Origin of the sequence: Ideonella sp., from assembly GCF_041287625.1 — a bacterium.
GTDB lineage: Bacteria > Pseudomonadota > Gammaproteobacteria > Burkholderiales > Burkholderiaceae_C > Ideonella.
In genome coordinates this window covers 50,016-66,371 of record NZ_JBGGNH010000063.1, presented here as the reverse complement: position 1 = coordinate 66,371, position 16,356 = coordinate 50,016, and the positions used below count along the sequence as shown (strand labels likewise).

Below are 16,356 nucleotides of genomic sequence, written 5' to 3'. Positions count from 1 at the left end.
CGGTCGTAGAGGCTCGCATGCGAGGCGAACTCCAGTCCCGCTCCGAGCGTCGATCCGCGATGAGAGCCGGGACGCCAGCCGGCGGCTCGGTGCGGCAGGCGGTAGTGGAACTCCTGCGACATGGTCATGGGGTCATGGTGCTCGCTCCGCTAGCGCGGAGTGGGGACCTTCTCCAGGATCTGCGTCATCAGCGCATCCGCGATCTGTTCGCGGCGCAGCTCGTACACCGGCGTGAAGAACACGCGGTGTGCGAGCGTGGCCGGAACGAGCTGGCGGACGTCGTCGGGGGTGACGTAGTCCCGGCCGTCGAGCCAGGCGAGCACGCGCGATGCGCGCACGAGGGCCATCATCCCGCGCGGGCTCGCGCCGGCCAGCATCAGGTGCGCGGTGTCCAGGCCCGAGAGCTTCACGCCAAAGTCCGCCGGCGCTGCGGTGGCGCGCCACAGTTCGAGGGCATATTGCTGCAGCCGCTCGGAGGTCTGCACGCTGCGCTGGATCTGCGCGGCGATGTCATTCAGCTCGCGGTAAGCGAGCATGCCGCTGGCCAGCGAGGCGACCAGCGCATCGGTGTCGTGGTAACGCGGGTCGAACATCAGCGCGCGGCGCTGGTCCTCGTCCGCCGGCGTCTCGATCGTCACTTCCATCATGAAACGATCGCGCGCGGCGGAGGCAATCTCGAAGGTCTCTTCGCGCTCGACGCGATTGCGGTCGGCAAAGACCTGCAGGTGCGGGAAGCGCCACTCGCGGTTGAAGGCCGAGACGCTGCGCTCGGCCATCACGCGCAGCAGCAGCGAATGCACCTGCGGGCGGGCGCGGTTGATCTCATTGAAGAAGAAGATCGCCAGGTCTTCGCCATGCTCGATCAGCGGCCCGGGGTCGACCGCTGGCCGGCCCTCGGCGCTGATGTAGGTGTAGTAGATCAGGTCGTTGGGCATCAGATCGATGGTGCCCTCGGTGCGCGCGTAGGCACCGCCAAGCACGCGCGCGAAGGCCCGCAGCAGCGTCGTCTTGCCAACACCCACATCGCCCTGCAGCAGCACGTGGCCGCGTGCGAACACGGCGGTGTTGACAAGGCGGACCACGCGCGCCTGGCCCATCACGGCCGTGCTCACTTCGCGTTCGACTGCCAGCGCACGTTCGCGCCAGTCCTGCAACAGCGCATCGCTGCGATCCATGCAAACCCTCTCTGCACTGCCTGCACTGCCGACGGCGAGACACTCTGTCACGCCCTCGGGACGGGCGCAATGCTCGCGCCGACGAAGTGCCTAGACAAGCAAGAGCCGAGCCGAGCGCCGATGTCGGTTCTCACTCAAGGTGGAACCTTTTTCACTGAAGATGGAACTGCTCCGGCTCGGGTACCCGCCAAGCTGCCCGCCGGCCGATCCCTAGGCAACTGGGTGGCTGACAGCCTTGCAGCGGGTGCCGTAATTCGTGGCCCATCGCCGAGTTCACGCTGCGTGTTAGGAAGCCGTCATCAGCTGACGCGACGGCCGACTGCCTTCAACGCCCCCAGGCCAACGCCCGCTGCTCACAATCACCGTCTGCGTTGGTATCCTACGGTAACAAGATTGAGAACCGTAGGGAGTAAGGAATGATGGAGTGGACCGGGAACCAGCCGTTTCAGGCACTGACATTGAAGGGCGGTGGATACCGCGGCCTGTTCACAGCACGGGTCCTGAAGGAGCTTGAGGACCACATCAGGGAGCCCAGCATGTCCCGGATGACCCATGGCGCCGCGTCAAGTCGAAGCGTCGTCGCTAGAGATATTTCGCGCACATGCGAGTGCGCCGCGTGCTGCGCAATTCAGCGCTCGCCAAATAACAGAAGCTTGGAACCTGGACATGCTAAAGAGCGTTCTTGTCGGTAAGAACCGCATCAATCTCGTTGACCGGAAGAAGGGGCGGTTCCCTGGGGCCAACACGTTCACCGTTATCGTAGGGAAGAACGGTACCGGAAAGAGTCGGCTGCTTCGCTCCATCGCGTTGGGCCACCTCCTAGAGGTGCAAGCCAGTCCGAAGCTACTAGACCGCGAAACGAGAAAAGATACTGATCTGGTCGTTAGTCTTGAGTGGGACGAGTTGCCGTCTCGCACCATCGCTGTCTCGACAAGTCCGTTCGACAAATTCCCGCTCGTAAGGACATCGAACACAGATCTGCCCTACAAGTACCTAGGGCTCCGAGGTCTTCCAAGCACGAACCTGGGTGTGACGTACTTGGGCAAAGTCTTCGGAACCCTGCTCGAGGCAATACTCAACAGACCGGAGACTTCGAGAGCCATAGCAGATGTCTTGGCGTACTTGGATTACGAGCCAGCTATCGAAGTTTCTCTTCAGTTCGCGCCGCCAGGGCTAATAGAGCGGCTCACGAGTGGTGAGAAGGTGCGCGCCGCGTTTCCGTCGCCCGACTGGGCGCCGGCGTACCGCTTCTGGGAATTCGCTCCTCCGCATCATCGCGAGCATCTCTTGCGCGTAATGCAGCGGATTGACTGGAGCTCACGTCGGAAGGTAGGCGTGCGAATCACGCCTTATGGCGTGGAGGGTCTTGGGCAGATAGAAGCGTCTCTCGACGAGACGCTGGAACTTACTCAAGCAGGCCTTGTCAAGCTATCGACGTTTACCCTGCGCAAAAAGGGTGACGGAGCACGGTTCAACGTCAACGACGCAAGCTCCGGCGAGCAGGCGGTAGTCATGGGTCTCCTTGGCATCGGCAGTCAGATTCGAGACGGCTCGCTCATACTGATTGACGAGCCGGAAGTTTGCCTCCATCCCGAATGGCAAGAGAAGTACATCCATCTTCTATTCAGGACATTCTCTCAGTATCGCGGCTGCCACTTCATAATCGCGACCCATTCGCCTCAGATCGTCGCGGAACTGCCGACCGGGAATTGCTTCGTGCTCACGATGGAGGACCGCCAGGTTCATCGGGCGACCGAGTTCTCCGGTCGCTCCGTTGACTTCCAACTCGCCTCTCTATTTAACGCCCCTGGCCATAAAAACGAGTACTTGCTTCGTATGGCTCTAGGCGTCTTTGCCGATATCAGCAAGGGTCGAGAGCTCAGCGCTGAGTCACTGGAGGTGCTTGAGGTATTCAAACGCGTTCACGACCAGCTCAAGAACGACGATCCAGTGAAGGAGCTCATCTCAGTAATCTTTGAAGCGCGGAGTCGCGATGCCTGACATCAACACCCCAGTTTCCTTCCCTCCAGAATTGGAGGCTGTAGTGAAGGCCAAGTTGGCAGACCCAGCATTCACGCACAAGGACTGGTCGAGTGATGACCTTCAGTCTGTTCGCTCGTTCATCCGTCAGCACTACCGTGTCGCTCAGCGCGGTAAATGCGCATACTGCAAGCGAATTCTTGGCAAGCAAGCCGCGGCGAACTGTCATGTCGAGCACCTGCTTTCCAAATCTCTCTACCGGGCCTTTATCTTCGAGCCGAAGAATCTGTGCGCTGTATGCGCCGAGTGCAATACGGTGAAACGCTCGCAAGAGACTGCGAGTGCTCCAGTGGACACGCTCAACAAGAATGCGGCGAAGCTCTATCCCAGAAGCGCAGATGCATTCAAGGTGGTACATCCTCACTTTGACGTGTATGACGAACACATCGAGATTCTTCGGGATCGCTACTACGTGGGCAAAACCCCCAAGGGGTACTTCACAGTCGGAGCATGCGACCTGAATGCACACATGCGGGAGTTCGGCTGGAGGCCGGAGTTCGTGGACGAAGGTGATGCGATACGCAAAGCAAGTGTCCTCGCTGCAGCGACAACACAGGCGGACATCAAGGCTGCGATTCGCGACCTGCAGGACACACTGCTGGAGTTCTGAGCGTCGCACGCGGCGACGTATTGCCGCTGGGACAGGCTGCCGTGCAGCGATTGCAGACTGTGACCCGATTGGAATGGGCTGCGCATGTGGGACGGCCTGCGGGCTGAGGTGACTAGCTAGGTGAGCTAAGGTATAAGGCGCGCATGTCGCTACCCGCAAGAATCGGCCGGAGCATGAGCGCAGCACTAGGCGCTACAGCCACAGCTATTGGAGAATTGTTCGGTGCTCTCGTGCGATTCGCGCGACACCCTGAGACTCAGCGAGTCGCCGACCTTGCCTTCAGGACCTCGTGCCGCGTGTTTGTCTTTGCAGTCAAGGCCGTCGCTTGGATCTTCTTGGTGTGCTTCGTGATCTTCGCGATCTTAGTGACGCGCAAGCCGAAGAAGATCCCGCCCTACTGGGGATTCTGAACGCCTGACGCACATGGAAGAGGTGAATCGGCGCAACTTCCGGCAGGCGAGCATGATGCCTTGAAGCCGCCAATCCCGCCCGAACGACGGCTCCTCGCCGAGACCGCCAGTTCGCGGCCCTTCGAAACTGCCGCTGACCCGAACGTCGTCGCGGGCCTTGACGGCCCCGGTCGCCAGTTCCGCTGAAGGGCTGGTCTTGGAAGTGCAGCGGTCATTCCACGATCAATCGGTCGAATGACAGCTGCTCCAGGCAGCGGTCGCCGGACCGCAGAAACCGAGCGACTTCAGCCAGCCTCAAGCGGTCAGCGGCGGTGAGCGGGAAATTTCATCTTCAGTGAAACGAACTTCGGAAAGTTCAGTGTTCAGTGAGACGGCAGTTCAAGGTGCCGTGATGTGCTCGCTGCCATGGCCTTGATCCGCTGGGGCGGTCAATTTTTGGCATGAGTGAGAAGCGACTGCCGGCAGGCGCATCACTCGGATGCGCCGAAGCGCCAGCGGCCCCCGATCCACAGCGCGCGCGGCGCACCGGGCGCGGCGAACTGCTCGTTGCGCCACTCGGCGGGGGCCAGCAGGTTGCCGCGCGAATCGAAGGCGTTCTCCGCCAGCAAGCCGCCGCTCGAATGGCGACGATCGAACAGGTTCGAGACTTTCGCGAACAGCTCCCAGCCTGCGCCCAGCGTCCAGCTCGTCGTCAGGTTCACGAGCGCGAAGCCGCCGACCTTGCCGGCGCCGAAGAAGTCGACACCGTCAGGTTGATGGGCGTTGTTCTCGTTGCCGCGCACGTACTGGCTGGAATACGCAGCGAGCTGCGCGCCGATGCGCCAGTCCGGCAGCGGCTGCGTGTCGACAGTGAGCTTCAGGCTGTGCGCCGGCAGGCCAGGCAGCCTGTTGCCGGGGCGCACCTCGATCTCGTCAGCGCCAGCACAGGCCGGGCTCGTGCCCGCGCTGCTGTTGGCGGCCGCCAGCAGGCAGGCCGAGGACTCGAAGGTCGCCCGCAGGTGGCTGTAAGACAGGCGCCAGTCGACCGCGGACGTGTGCTGCGACACGCCGAGCTCCACGCCCTGCCGCTGCGTGCGGCCAAAGTTCGTGAAGTAGCCGGCTGAGCGGCCGTTGCTGATGAACAGCAGGTCGTCGCGGTTCTCGGTGCGGAACACCGACGCATTCCAGCGCACGTCGCTGCCGATGCTGCCCCGCAGCCCGGCCTCCAGCGTGCGCGCCACGACTTGCTTCAGCGGTGGGTCGCCCTGCAGCGCATTCGGCAGCACGCAGGCGTTGTCCGGATCCGAGCAGCCGAGCTCGATCGGGCTGGGCGCCCGGTTACCCTGGCTGAAGCCGCCGAAGGCGGTCATGGCCGGTGTGAGTCGCCAAGTCAGCCCTGCTGCAGGGTTGAACTTCTTGAACCGGCCTTCGCCGTCCAGCGTGGTGTCCAGGCCCAGGGTGCTGCGGCCGAGGTCGTCGGTGCGCACCCGCGTGTCGTTGTAGCGGCCCGAGAGCGTGAGGTTCAGTCCCGGCGCGAGGGTCACGATGTCGGACATGAAGACGCTCGCGGTGCGGCTGGTGCCGGCGATCAGGGCGTTGGTTTCGGCGTCTTCCGTCACGACCACGGCGCGGGTCGCATCCAGCACGCCTTCTGCCTCGCTCTGTTCGAAGTCGTTGTGCGCGCGGTCGTATGACAGGCCGACGCTGAGGCGGTGCGCACCGGCGGTCTTGCTCAGCTGCAGCGCGAGGCCCTCGCTGCGCTCTTTGGTGCGGGTGCGGTTCTCGACCCCCGACTCGGGCGTTTCGGGCGGATCGTAGTCGTCGTTCAGGTCGCCGTTGACGGTGGAGGCGCGCACGCGCCGGGCGTAGGCGGTGCCTGCCAGCTCGAACCCGTTGCCGAGCTGGCGCGTCGCGTTCAGCGACAGCATCGTCACGCGATTGCGGGTCTGGTCCGGGCGGGTGTAGATCTGCGCGCGATCCTGCGCCAGCATGGACTCCGGCAGCAGGCCATTGCCAATGAGCCGGCTCTGGCCGTGCAGCAGGCTCAGGTCCCATGAGTAGCCAGGCGCGTGTTCGCCGCCCTTCACGAACAACTGGCGCACGCGGGACGGGGAGTAATCGCGCCAGCCGTCTTCGTCGAAGCTGCCCAGCGCCGCGAACAGGTGGCCGTGCTCGCCCAGCTTTTGGCCATAACTGAACTCGGTGCTTACCCGCCCGAACGAGCCGCCGCGCACTTCCAGCTCGCCGCCGGGATGGGTGTCACCGCTCTTGGTTTGCAGCACCAGTGCGCCGCCGAGCGTGTTCAGGCCGAACAGTGGATTCGAGCCAGGCAGCAAGGCCACGTTGGCCAACGCGCCGCTCGGGATCATGTCCCAGTTGACAACATCGCCGAAGGGCTCGTTCACGCGCACGCCATCGAGGTAGACCGAGAGACCCTGCGGCGTGCCGAGCAAGGGGCTGGCCGTGAAGCCGCGGTAGTTGACGTCCATCTGGAACGGGTTGCCCTGGGTCTCGTTGATGTTGACGCTGGCCAGCTGGCTGGCCATGAACTCGGGCAGGTTCAGGCTCTGCAACTGGCGCAGGCGCTGGCCGTCTGCCGTCTGGACATTCGACGGGATCTGGTCCTTGGGCACGCCGGTGCCGGGCAGCGGCGTCGTGCCGACGACCTCGACCGTCTGCAGCGTCGTGGCGGGCAAGGTCTGCGCATGCAAGGCCGGCCCGCACGCGATCATTGCCGCCAACGCCAGAGGGTGGTGGTGCGCGCGGCGCGGCAAGTACTGCATCGAAGTCTCCGGGGCTTGTGGTTTGCACCGACCGTATCAAGACGCTGGCGGCAGCGACAGGGAAAACTTCCCGGGCTGCGCCGCCGTGGCGCGCGAACGTCACTGCGCTCTCAGACCAGCGCGCTGCCGATCACACGATGGCGGATCGCCAGATGGGCCAGCGCGGCCGAGGTCGTGACCCCGAGCTTTTCCTTGATGGCGGTCTGGTGGTTGGAGACCGTCTTCGGGCTCAGCTTCAACGCCTGCGCACATTCGGCGGGCGAATGGCCCAGCGCGAGCAGGCGAAAGATCTCGAACTCGCGCAGGCTCAGCTCGGCGAGCCGCTCGGCCTCGCGCGCCGGGTCGCGCTGCAACAGGCTGGCGGCCAGGTCGGCGCCGAGGTAGCGCTCGCCGGCATGCAGCGCGCGCACCGCGTCGACCAGGCCCTGGGGCGCGGCCGCCTTGGTCAGGAAGCCGCGCGCGCCGGCGTCAAGCGCCTGGCGCACCAGCGGCGGGCTGTCGTACATGCTGAAGACCAGGATGCGTGCCGCAGGCGTGCGCAGCAGCACGCGCCGGATGAGCTCGAGGCCGCCACCGCCGGGCATCGCGAGATCGGTCGCGAGCACGTCGGGCGGGTCGGCCACGAATGCGCCGTAGGCGGCCTCGCCGGTGGCGGCTTCGGCGATCACGCGGATGTCGCTCGCCTGTTCGAGCAGCCGCAGGTAGCCGCTGCGCACGACCGGGTGGTCATCGGCCAGCAGCACGCGGATCATGCGACAGCCCTCGCACTCACCCTCGCCTGCTCGGCGACCGGCGCGACGGCCGCCGGCAGCGGAATGTGCAGGCTCAGCCGCACGCCTGCGCCGGGCGTGCTCTCGACCCGCAACTCGCCGCCCAGCGCCGCGGCACGTTCGCTCGCGCCGAGCAGGCCCAGGCCGCGCGTTGCACGCGCCGGGTCCATGCCACAGCCGTCATCGACAACGCTGAGGCACACGCCGCCCGTCGGCTCGCGCGCGAGCACCAGCCGCACCTGATTCGCGTGGGCGTGGCGCATCACGTTCGTCAGCGCCTCCTGTGCGACGCGGTAGACCGCGATGTTGACGCGCTCCGGCAGTGCCTCGGCCATGTCCTCGCGGTGCAACACGCAGGCCACGCCACTGCGCTCCTCCCACGCTTCGCACAGCTCCTGCAGCGCCGCAACCAGGCCGAGTGCGTCCAGGTTCGCCGGCCGCAGGCGGCGCAGCAGGCCACCGACGAGCTGGTAGAGGCTTTGCGCCGCGATGTCGGCACGCGCCGCTGCACCGAGCAGGGCGGCGCGATCATCGGCAGCGCAGCGCCGAAGGCAGGCGGTCTCGATCAGGATCGCGCTGCAGCGCTGGCCGAATTCATCGTGCAGCTCGCGGGCCAGCGCGAGACGCTCGCTCTCCTGCACCGCGAGCAGCTGCTGCGCGAGCTCGCGGTTGTGGGCGAGCAGTTCGGAGGCACGCGCTTCGGCCTGCTCGCGTGCGCGCAGCGCTGACTCGGTCTCGTACCGCCGCCGCCACGCATACCAGGCCACGCCGAAGGCGAACACCATGCCCGTCAGCGGCAGCTCGTCGAGCTGCCAGCGCTCGTACGGGACCGATCGTGCGACCAGCCACTCGCTGAGGTTCAGCGCCCGCGAGAGGCCGTAGCACACCAGCGCCAGCGCCAGCACAATCCACAGGTCGCTGCGCCAGCGCGACGCGGCAGGCCGCCCGATCGGGCGCGTCGCCGGTTCACCCGCCATGGGAAGCGGCCTGCGGCGTCGCCAGGCGCTCAACGTTGATGCGCTCGCGGGCATAGATCTCGCGGCACGCGCGTGCATAGTCCTCGGGACCGAGATAGTCGATCTCCTGGTCGTATTTCGCGAGCTCCTGGACGAAGCGCGGATCCAACATCGCGCGCTTGAACGCGTCGTGGAGGGTCGCGACGATGGGCGCCGGCAAGCCACGCGGCCCGGCCAGCCCGTAGGGCGACATCGCCACGATGTCGAAGCCGAGCTCTCGCAGGGTCGGCACCTGCGGCCAGCGTTTCGAGCGCTGCGCCGAGAAGATCGCGAGCAGCCGCAGGCGGCCGGTATCGACGGCCGGGCCGAAACCGGTCGAGTTGACCCCGGCCATGACCTGGCCGGCCATGATCGCAGTGATCTGCTCGGCCGTGCCCTTGTACGGCACATGGATGTAGCGCAGGCCGCGCGCCGTGAACAAGTCTTCGAGTACCAGGTGCGGCGTGGTGCCGACACCGTTGGTCGCGATGCTCAATTCGCCGGGGTGCGCGCGGGCATAGGCAAACAGGTCATCGAGGCTGCGCAGTGCGCTGCCGGCAGGGACCAGCACGCCAAAGGTCACGCCAGACACCTGGATGATGGGCGTCACGTCGCGGACCGGGTCCCACAACACCTTCTGGACCCAGGGCGCACGGAACACCGGCTGCGGCATCTGCGCAATCGTGTAGCCGTCGGGTTCGGCCTGGAGCAGGACGTTCATCGCAAGCGTGCCGCCGGCACCGGCGCGGTTGTCGGTGACGACTGTCTGCCCCAGCGCGCGCGACGCGAGTTCGGCCAGCAGGCGCAGCGAGATGTCGGTCGCGCCACCGGCCTGCCAGGGCACCCACAGCGTGATCGGGCGCGACGGATACGGCGACGCGGAACGCGCCTGGCCAAGTCCGCCCGCGCCGAGCGCGAGCCCGCCGGCCGCGGCCAGCCAGTGGCGCCTGGAGTGCATCAACCCGCACCCCCGCCGCGCTTGGTCAATCCGCCGAAGCCGCGCTGCGGGTCGTAACCCCAGCAGGCCACCACGAAGAACACCACCAGGCAGCCGAGCACGACATAGGGCGCCGCGCCCGGGTCCTTGCCATACAGCGCGAAGCGGACCCACTCGACCGCGTGCGTGAACGGGTTGAAGCGTGCCAGCTGATAGACCCACTCGGCGCCCGACTCCTGCAGCTTCCACAGCGGGTAGAGCGCTGTCGACAGGAAATACATCGGGAAGATCACGAAGTTCATCGTGCCGGCGAAGTTTTCGAGCTGCTTGACATAGACCGACAGCAGCAGCCCGAGTGCGCCCAGCATCAGCGCGCCGCAAACAAGCGCCAGCAGCGCATGCAGGCCGGCGAGCGACAACAGCGGCAGCTCGGTGCCGATCAACGCGGCGACGATGACAAACGCGAGCGCCTGCAGCACAGACAGCAGCGCGGTCGCGCACAGCTTCGAGAACAGCAGCCACGGGCGCGGCAGCGGTGCGGTCAGCAGCAGGCGCATCAGGCCCATCTCGCGGTCATAGACCATCGCCAGTGAGGACTGCATGCCATTGAACAGCAGCACCATGCCGACCAGGCCGGGCACGATGTAGACGTCGTAAGGGATGTAGGTGTCATAGGGCTCGACGATGGCGACGCCGAACACATTGCGGAAACCCGCCGCGAACACCGCCAGCCACAGCAGAGGCCGCACCAGCGCCGAGACCAGCCGCCCGGTCTGGCGCGAGAACTTGAACAGCTCGCGCATGACGATGGCTTGAAGCGCTTGCAGCGCGTGGGCGATGCCGCGGCGCGCGCTAGGCGCGTCGGTCAGCGGCGTCTCGACCTTCACCGTGGCGTCTTGCATAGCTTCTCCGGTGCGTCGGCGCCCAACGTGTCAAGCACGTCGCTGGGGTGCAGCAGGCCTTCGATCGGCGCCTGCGCAATCACACCCTGGCCATCGGTCAGCAGCAGGGGTTGGCGAAGCTGGCCGTCCCATGCGCGAAAGCTCAGGGCGAGCCCCTTGGAGCCGTCGACGTTCGTCTTCGCGAGCGCCTGCGCCCACGCGGCGTTCGGGCCCTTGGGCGTCCCCGTGGCAAGGGCGAGCAGCGTCTTGCCGCCCATCCACGCGGCCCAGTCGCTGTCCGTCATCGGTCGCTTCGCGGCCTTGAAGAAGCGGCGTGAGACCTGCGGCGCGCCGTAGCGCTCGAACTGCGCGTGCCAGGCCAGCGCAACCAGGCCGGCGTCCCCAACCACCGGCCGCGGCAGCACGGTGCGGTAGGGCAGCCCGCGCGCGAATTCACCGTCGCTGTCGACGATCCAGACCGCGTCGTAGTTGTTGCCCGCAGTCAGCAGCAGCGGGTTGGCGAGGTCGCGCTCGCGCGGGTCGGTCGAGAGCTTGAAGGGTTTGGATGCCACCACCTGCAATCCGTAGCGCTTGATCGAGGCCTGCGCGGTGGCGGAGCGCAGCTGGTCCTGCGCGCTCGGGCCGACCAGCAGCAACAGCTTGTTCCATTTCCGGGACACAAGGGTCTGCGCAATCGCGTCGGCGCGCATGCGCTCGCTCGGCAGCAGGTGGTAGAGGCGCGGCCGGCAATCCTGCTGGCGCAGCCGGTCGTCGGGTGCGCCGAGATTGAGCACCGGCAGTTTCACGGCATCGGCCACCGCGAGCGTCCAGGCGGCCGGCAGGTCGGTCAGGATCAGCGCGGCGCCGGCCTTCTCGGCTGCCAGCGCAGCGGCGCGCGCGGCCTCCACCGAGCCTGCCGAGGCCGGGCTGAGCATCACCGAGGCGCCGGCGGCTTCGAGCTCGAAGCCACCTTCGTCGAGCGCGACTTGCACCCCGTCGGCGGCGGGACCGCCCGGATGACCGAGGTAGGCCCGCTCCGTCCTCGTGCGATCCAGTCGCGGGTCGTTCTCGGGGCTGATCAGCGTGGCCTTCAAGGTCGCCCCGGCGGCGCCAAACCAGGCCGACGACAGGATCAGTGCGAGCAGCGCGCCCCTCATTCGACGACCACCACGCCGTAGGGCACGCGCCCGACCGGCACGGTCTTGATCGCCTTCGCGCCTGGCACGTCGATGATGGTCAGGTCATCGCTCAGGCCGTTGACGACAAACAAGCGCTTCTCATCCTTGTCGAGCGCGACGTTCCATGCGCGTCTGCCGACCAGCACGAGATCGCTGACCTTGCGCGCCGGCACATCGACGAAGGCAACATGGTTGGCGCGGCCCAGCGCGACGTACGCGCGCTTGCCGTCGCGCGACATCTGGATGCCCACCGGCGTGATGTCCTGCGCGCGGGCGCCCTTGACCTCGAACTTCAGCGTCGCCAGCACGGAATGGTCAGCCGTCGAGACGATGGTGACGCCCGAGTCGAGCTCGCAGGTGACCCACAGCTCCTTGCCATCGGGCGTGATCGCCATGCGGCGCGGCCGTTTGCCGACCTTGATGTTCTTGATGATCTTGCCGCTCGCGGTGTCGATCGCATGCACGAGGCTGGCGACTTCGGAAGTGACGTACAGCACCTTGCCGTCCGCGCTGACCTTCACGCCCTCGGGCTCCTGCCCGACCTTGACCTCTTTGAGTTTCTTGCCGGTCGCCGCATCGACGAACACGGCCGACGCGTCGTCTTCGCTGGAGACGTAGATGGTCTTGCCGTCGGGCGACAGGTCGAAGGCCTCGGGGTCGTCGCCGAGCGGAATGCGCCGCAGCGATTGGCCGGTTGCCGGGTCGATCAGGTCGGCCACGCCAGAGTCCGAGCACGCGAGCATCAGCTTGCGGTCAGGCGTGAGCTGCAGGTGGCGGCCGCGCTTGCAGGTCGCGATCGTGCCTTTGACGGTGAGCGTGGCAAGGTCGATCATCGTCAACGCGTCGTCCTTCTCGCTCGACACATACACCGTGCCAGGTGTCGCTTGTGCGAACGCGCTGCCCACAAGCAACAGCGTCAGGCCGACAAGGCGCGTCGTTTTCCGGATCAGCTTCAAATCCATGTCTCCAGGTCTTTCTTGCACTGCTTCACGAGGTCCGCTTGATGAAGCCTGCTTCCAGCGTCGGCTCGCCAAGCAAGCGGGTCACCTCGGCGGGCGTGCCATCGGCCAGCAGCGTGCCCTGGTGCAGTACCAGCACCCGGTCCGCGCTCTCGGCCTCCTCGACCCAGTGCGTGGCCCACAGCACGCTCACGCCGCGCTCGCGCACATCGGCGTGCAAGGCCTGCAGCAGGTCGCGGCGCGATTTCGGGTCCAGGCCCACGGTGGCTTCGTCCATCAGCAGCACCGAGGGTTGATGCAGCCCGGCACGCACAAGTTCCACCTTCCGCCGATTGCCGCCGGAGAGCTCTCGCACCTTTCGGTCCAGATCGGCGAGAAGGCCGAGGCGCGCACAGCCAGCCTCGATGCGCGCCAGCGCGACGCGCCGCGGCACGCCCTGCAGATCCGCCTGGAACAGCAGGTTGCGCCGGATGCTCAGGTCCAGGTCGAGCGCGATCTGCTGGAACACGACGCCGATGTGCCGCAACGCGATGCGCGCCGAATGCCGCAGCGAATGTCCGGCCACTTCGACCTCGCCGCCGTCGGCCGCGAACAAGCCGGTGAGCACCTGGAACAGCGTGGACTTGCCGGCCCCGTTGGGGCCCAGCAGCGCAACGAACTCGCCGCGACCGATCTGCAGCGACAAGGATTTCAATGCAATGGTCTGACCGTAGCGTTTCGTGAGATCAATGGTTCGCAGCATGAAGGTCGTAGGTTCCAGATCGCCTTGAACAGCGGGTTCAGCGCGGCGTCTTCCGGCGACACGCTACCGCAACTTCCGCGCCGTTGACCGAGCGTTTGCACTCATTACTGCGGCGCAACAAGGCGCTGCGTCTCGCGGTCCAGCACTCAGTGGAACACTCTGCGCCAAAAGTGACGACAAACGTTGCGCGATGCGCGGCGCCGGCGGGAGACGGCGCCGTGCGGCGACGTGCGCCGCGGTTGAGGCACCCAAGGGCTTTCCCGTATTTCGAGCGGTGTGTGGCCAGCAACGAACGCGAACCCGTTCACGTTTCCCAAGACTGAAGTCGATAAAACAGGGTTTCGCCTAGTACGAAAACGATGGCTGGCGCGTTGTCCTATGGTGGTCCGGCGCATCAGGTCAAGTGAGACAGGGAAGACTTCCCGACAGGCATGGATGTTGCGATTTGACCGAACGCCAGACGGCTCGTGCGGAGGTCTTGGTGGCGACCTTCGCAAGACTGCAGACCACCTCAAAAGCAAGGAGACATCGATGAGAATTCCTCGGCAATCGGGCGCAAGCCTCGTGCTGCACATGGGGCTCGCGTTGCTCGCTCTACCGATGTTGGCGTCCGCCAACGCCGACGTAGAGAAGAACATCGCGAACTCCAGCAACTGGGCCATGCAAGCGGGAGACATGTACAACCAGCGCTTCTCCCAGCTGAAGCAGATCAACACAGGCAACGTCAGCAAGATGCAGGTCGCCTGGACCTTCTCGACCGGCGTGCTGCGCGGTCACGAAGGCTCGCCGCTGGTGATCGACGGCATCATGTACATGACCTCGCCGTTCCCGAACAAGGTGTACGCGCTGAACCTCGATACCCAGGAGATGATCTGGAAGTACGAGCCCAAGCAAGACCCGTCGGTGATTGCGCAAATGTGTTGCGACACGGTCAACCGTGGTGTCGCCTATGCCGAGGGCAAGGTGATCATGCAGCAGGCCGACAGCACGCTGGTGGCGCTGAACGCGAAAACCGGCAAGGTGGTCTGGAGCGTCAAGAACGGTGACCCGAAGCTCGGCGCGGTGAACACCAACGCACCCCACATCTTCAAGGACAAGGTCATCACCGGCATCAGCGGCGGCGAGTGGGGGGTGCGTGGCTTCATCGCTGCCTACAACCTGTCAGACGGCAAGCTGGCCTGGAAGGGCTACAGCGTCGGCCCTGACGCCGAGATGCTGATCGACCCGGCCAAGACCATGACCTGGACCGACGGCAAGATGGCGCCAGTGGGCCCGGACTCTTCGTTGAAGACCTGGAAGGGCGATCAATGGAAGACCGGTGGCGGCACGACCTGGGGCTGGTACAGCTACGACAAGGCGCTGAACCTGATGTACTACGGCAGCGGCAACCCGTCGACCTGGAACCCGGCACAGCGGCCTGGCGACAACAAGTGGTCGATGACCATCTGGGCTCGCGATGTCGACACGGGCATGGCCAAGTGGGTCTACCAGATGACGCCGTACGACGAGTGGGACTTCGACGGCATCAACGAAATGATCCTGGCCGACATCAACGTGAAGGGCAAGCCGACCAAGGCACTGGTGCACTTCGACCGCAACGGCTTCGCGTACACCATGGACCGCGTCACCGGCGCCCTGCTGGTGGCCGAGAAATATGACCCGCAAGTGAACTGGGCCACCCACGTCGACATGAAGACCGGTCGGCCGCAAGTGGTTGCGAAGTACTCCACCGCGAAGGGCGGTCCTGACGTCAACACCAAGGGCATCTGCCCGGCGGCGCTCGGCAGCAAGGACCAGCAGCCGGCATCCTACGACCCCGAGACCAAGCTCTTCTACGTGCCGACGAACCACGTCTGCATGGACTACGAGCCGTTCAAGGTCGAGTACACCGCGGGCCAGCCGTATGTGGGTGCGACGCTGTCGATGTACCCGGCACCGGGCAGCCATGGCGGCATGGGCAACTACATCACCTGGGACGCCAGCGCCGGCAAGATCGTGCAGAGCCATGCCGAGAAGTTCTCGGTCTGGAGCGGCGCGCTCAACACCGCGGGCGGACTGTCCTGCTACGGCACGCTTGAGGGTTACCTGAAGTGCGTCGACAAGAAGGACATCAACAAGGAACTGTTCAAGTTCAAGACGCCTTCCGGGATCATCGGCAACGTGTTCTCGTACATGCACAAGGGCAAGCAGTACATCGGCGTGTTCTCGGGCATCGGCGGCTGGGCCGGCATCGGCATGGCTGCAGGTCTCGAGAAGGACCAGGACGGCCTGGGCGCTGTGGGCGGCTACCGCGATCTGGCCAAGTACACCGAACTGGGTGGCTCTTTGACTGTTTTCGCGCTGCCGAACTGAGGCCGCAAGAGGTAGCGCAGCCGCGAACATACTCGGCGCGCGCCTGACAACGGGGAGGGCTTTCGCAGGAACGCCTTCCCCATTTTTTTTGACTCATTCAACATCCCATGAAGCACTTCAAGACCCTCGGCGCCGCCATGTTGCTCGCCTCGACCCTGACGTCGTTTGCCCAGACCGCAGCTGCGCCTGCGCCTGCGCCTGCCGCCGGGGCCAAGCCCTACACGGTGGTGGACGGTTACAAGGTCGACGCCAACACCCTGGTCGGCTTCAAGACCTGGCGCGCCGCCGCCTGCGACCGTTGCCACGGCGCGAACCAGGAAGGCCTGGTCGGCCCATCACTGATCAACAGTTTGAAGACCCTCTCGAAAGACGATTTCGTCCAGACCGTCAAGAACGGCCGGCCGAACACGCAGATGGTTCCTTTCGGCGGCAATCCGGAAGTGATGAAGAACATCGACCAGCTCTACAGCTACCTGAAGGGCCGGTCTGACGGCGCGATCACGAAGGCGCGCGTCGAGGCGATGCAATGAGCCGATCCAGGTCGC

13 protein-coding genes are annotated in these 16,356 nt (G+C 65.4%); 4 read left to right on the top strand and 9 right to left on the bottom strand.

Going from position 1 to position 16,356, the window contains the following annotated elements; translation table 11 throughout:
• Nucleotides 1–149: 149 nt before the first annotated feature.
• Nucleotides 150–1,175, bottom strand: a complete 1,026-nt coding sequence (locus tag ACAH41_RS23420) for an AAA family ATPase (RefSeq protein ID WP_370538554.1) — start codon at nucleotides 1,173–1,175, stop codon at nucleotides 150–152.
• Between the two features lie 666 nt (nucleotides 1,176–1,841).
• Here ACAH41_RS23420 and ACAH41_RS23415 point away from each other — a divergent pair.
• Both ACAH41_RS23415 and ACAH41_RS23410 read left to right on the top strand, forming a co-directional pair.
• Nucleotides 1,842–3,176, top strand: a complete 1,335-nt coding sequence (locus ACAH41_RS23415) for an AAA family ATPase (RefSeq protein ID WP_370538553.1) — start codon at nucleotides 1,842–1,844, stop codon at nucleotides 3,174–3,176.
• On the top strand, nucleotides 3,169–3,825 hold the full coding sequence (locus ACAH41_RS23410; protein WP_370538552.1) for an HNH endonuclease: 657 nt from the start codon (nucleotides 3,169–3,171) through the stop codon (nucleotides 3,823–3,825). Before ACAH41_RS23415 ends, ACAH41_RS23410 begins: the two co-directional genes overlap by 8 nt.
• An 880-nt stretch (nucleotides 3,826–4,705) precedes the next feature.
• Here the strand turns inward: ACAH41_RS23410 and ACAH41_RS23405 are convergent.
• The 8 genes from ACAH41_RS23405 to ACAH41_RS23370 form a co-directional block, all read right to left on the bottom strand.
• On the bottom strand, nucleotides 4,706–6,997 hold the full coding sequence (locus ACAH41_RS23405) for a TonB-dependent receptor (protein WP_370538551.1): 2,292 nt from the start codon (nucleotides 6,995–6,997) through the stop codon (nucleotides 4,706–4,708).
• Nucleotides 6,998–7,107: 110 nt separating this feature from the next.
• On the bottom strand, nucleotides 7,108–7,749 hold the full coding sequence (locus tag ACAH41_RS23400) for a response regulator (RefSeq protein WP_370538550.1): 642 nt from the start codon (nucleotides 7,747–7,749) through the stop codon (nucleotides 7,108–7,110).
• Nucleotides 7,746–8,744 (bottom strand): sensor histidine kinase, encoded by a 999-nt coding sequence (locus ACAH41_RS23395; protein WP_370538549.1) that lies wholly within the window; start codon nucleotides 8,742–8,744, stop codon nucleotides 7,746–7,748. Before ACAH41_RS23395 ends, ACAH41_RS23400 begins: the two co-directional genes overlap by 4 nt.
• The gene (locus ACAH41_RS23390; RefSeq protein WP_370538548.1) at nucleotides 8,734–9,720 is read right to left on the bottom strand and encodes a tripartite tricarboxylate transporter substrate binding protein; all 987 of its coding nucleotides are present in this window, start codon (nucleotides 9,718–9,720) and stop codon (nucleotides 8,734–8,736) included. Before ACAH41_RS23390 ends, ACAH41_RS23395 begins: the two co-directional genes overlap by 11 nt.
• Nucleotides 9,720–10,601 (bottom strand): ABC transporter permease, encoded by an 882-nt coding sequence (locus ACAH41_RS23385; RefSeq protein WP_370538547.1) that lies wholly within the window; start codon nucleotides 10,599–10,601, stop codon nucleotides 9,720–9,722. Before ACAH41_RS23385 ends, ACAH41_RS23390 begins: the two co-directional genes overlap by 1 nt.
• Nucleotides 10,583–11,737, bottom strand: coding sequence for a branched-chain amino acid ABC transporter substrate-binding protein (locus ACAH41_RS23380; protein ID WP_370538546.1), 1,155 nt, complete (start codon nucleotides 11,735–11,737; stop codon nucleotides 10,583–10,585). Before ACAH41_RS23380 ends, ACAH41_RS23385 begins: the two co-directional genes overlap by 19 nt.
• Nucleotides 11,734–12,720, bottom strand: coding sequence for a PQQ-dependent catabolism-associated beta-propeller protein (locus ACAH41_RS23375; protein ID WP_370538545.1), 987 nt, complete (start codon nucleotides 12,718–12,720; stop codon nucleotides 11,734–11,736). The genes ACAH41_RS23380 and ACAH41_RS23375 overlap by 4 nt, the downstream gene beginning before the upstream one ends.
• A 25-nt stretch (nucleotides 12,721–12,745) precedes the next feature.
• Nucleotides 12,746–13,459, bottom strand: coding sequence for an ABC transporter ATP-binding protein (locus ACAH41_RS23370; RefSeq protein ID WP_370538544.1), 714 nt, complete (start codon nucleotides 13,457–13,459; stop codon nucleotides 12,746–12,748).
• A 600-nt stretch (nucleotides 13,460–14,059) separates the two neighbouring features.
• Between ACAH41_RS23370 and ACAH41_RS23365 the strand changes: the two genes are divergently transcribed.
• Together ACAH41_RS23365 and ACAH41_RS23360 are read left to right on the top strand one after the other, a co-directional pair.
• Complete coding sequence (locus ACAH41_RS23365) at nucleotides 14,060–15,811, top strand: methanol/ethanol family PQQ-dependent dehydrogenase (RefSeq protein WP_370538543.1); 1,752 nt, start codon at nucleotides 14,060–14,062, stop codon at nucleotides 15,809–15,811.
• A 107-nt stretch (nucleotides 15,812–15,918) separates the two neighbouring features.
• Nucleotides 15,919–16,341 carry a cytochrome c gene (locus ACAH41_RS23360; RefSeq protein WP_370538542.1) on the top strand — a complete coding sequence of 141 codons (423 nt, stop codon included), beginning with the start codon at nucleotides 15,919–15,921 and terminating at the stop codon, nucleotides 16,339–16,341.
• Nucleotides 16,342–16,356 lie beyond the last annotated feature (15 nt).

What these genes read in the sequence shown, in the direction of transcription:
- ACAH41_RS23375 (WP_370538545.1), bottom strand. Translation starts at nt 12,720, where the DNA reads ATGGATTTGAAGCTGATCCGGAAAACGACGCGCCTTGTCGGCCTGACG.
- ACAH41_RS23385 (WP_370538547.1), bottom strand. Translation starts at nt 10,601, where the DNA reads ATGCAAGACGCCACGGTGAAGGTCGAGACGCCGCTGACCGACGCGCCT.
- ACAH41_RS23410 (WP_370538552.1), top strand. Translation starts at nt 3,169, where the DNA reads ATGCCTGACATCAACACCCCAGTTTCCTTCCCTCCAGAATTGGAGGCT.
- ACAH41_RS23420 (WP_370538554.1), bottom strand. Translation starts at nt 1,175, where the DNA reads ATGGATCGCAGCGATGCGCTGTTGCAGGACTGGCGCGAACGTGCGCTG.
- ACAH41_RS23415 (WP_370538553.1), top strand. Translation starts at nt 1,842, where the DNA reads ATGCTAAAGAGCGTTCTTGTCGGTAAGAACCGCATCAATCTCGTTGAC.
- ACAH41_RS23360 (WP_370538542.1), top strand. Translation starts at nt 15,919, where the DNA reads ATGAAGCACTTCAAGACCCTCGGCGCCGCCATGTTGCTCGCCTCGACC.
- ACAH41_RS23390 (WP_370538548.1), bottom strand. Translation starts at nt 9,720, where the DNA reads ATGCACTCCAGGCGCCACTGGCTGGCCGCGGCCGGCGGGCTCGCGCTC.
- ACAH41_RS23370 (WP_370538544.1), bottom strand. Translation starts at nt 13,459, where the DNA reads ATGCTGCGAACCATTGATCTCACGAAACGCTACGGTCAGACCATTGCA.
- ACAH41_RS23395 (WP_370538549.1), bottom strand. Translation starts at nt 8,744, where the DNA reads ATGGCGGGTGAACCGGCGACGCGCCCGATCGGGCGGCCTGCCGCGTCG.
- ACAH41_RS23365 (WP_370538543.1), top strand. Translation starts at nt 14,060, where the DNA reads ATGTTGGCGTCCGCCAACGCCGACGTAGAGAAGAACATCGCGAACTCC.
- ACAH41_RS23380 (WP_370538546.1), bottom strand. Translation starts at nt 11,737, where the DNA reads ATGAGGGGCGCGCTGCTCGCACTGATCCTGTCGTCGGCCTGGTTTGGC.
- ACAH41_RS23400 (WP_370538550.1), bottom strand. Translation starts at nt 7,749, where the DNA reads ATGATCCGCGTGCTGCTGGCCGATGACCACCCGGTCGTGCGCAGCGGC.
- ACAH41_RS23405 (WP_370538551.1), bottom strand. Translation starts at nt 6,997, where the DNA reads ATGCAGTACTTGCCGCGCCGCGCGCACCACCACCCTCTGGCGTTGGCG.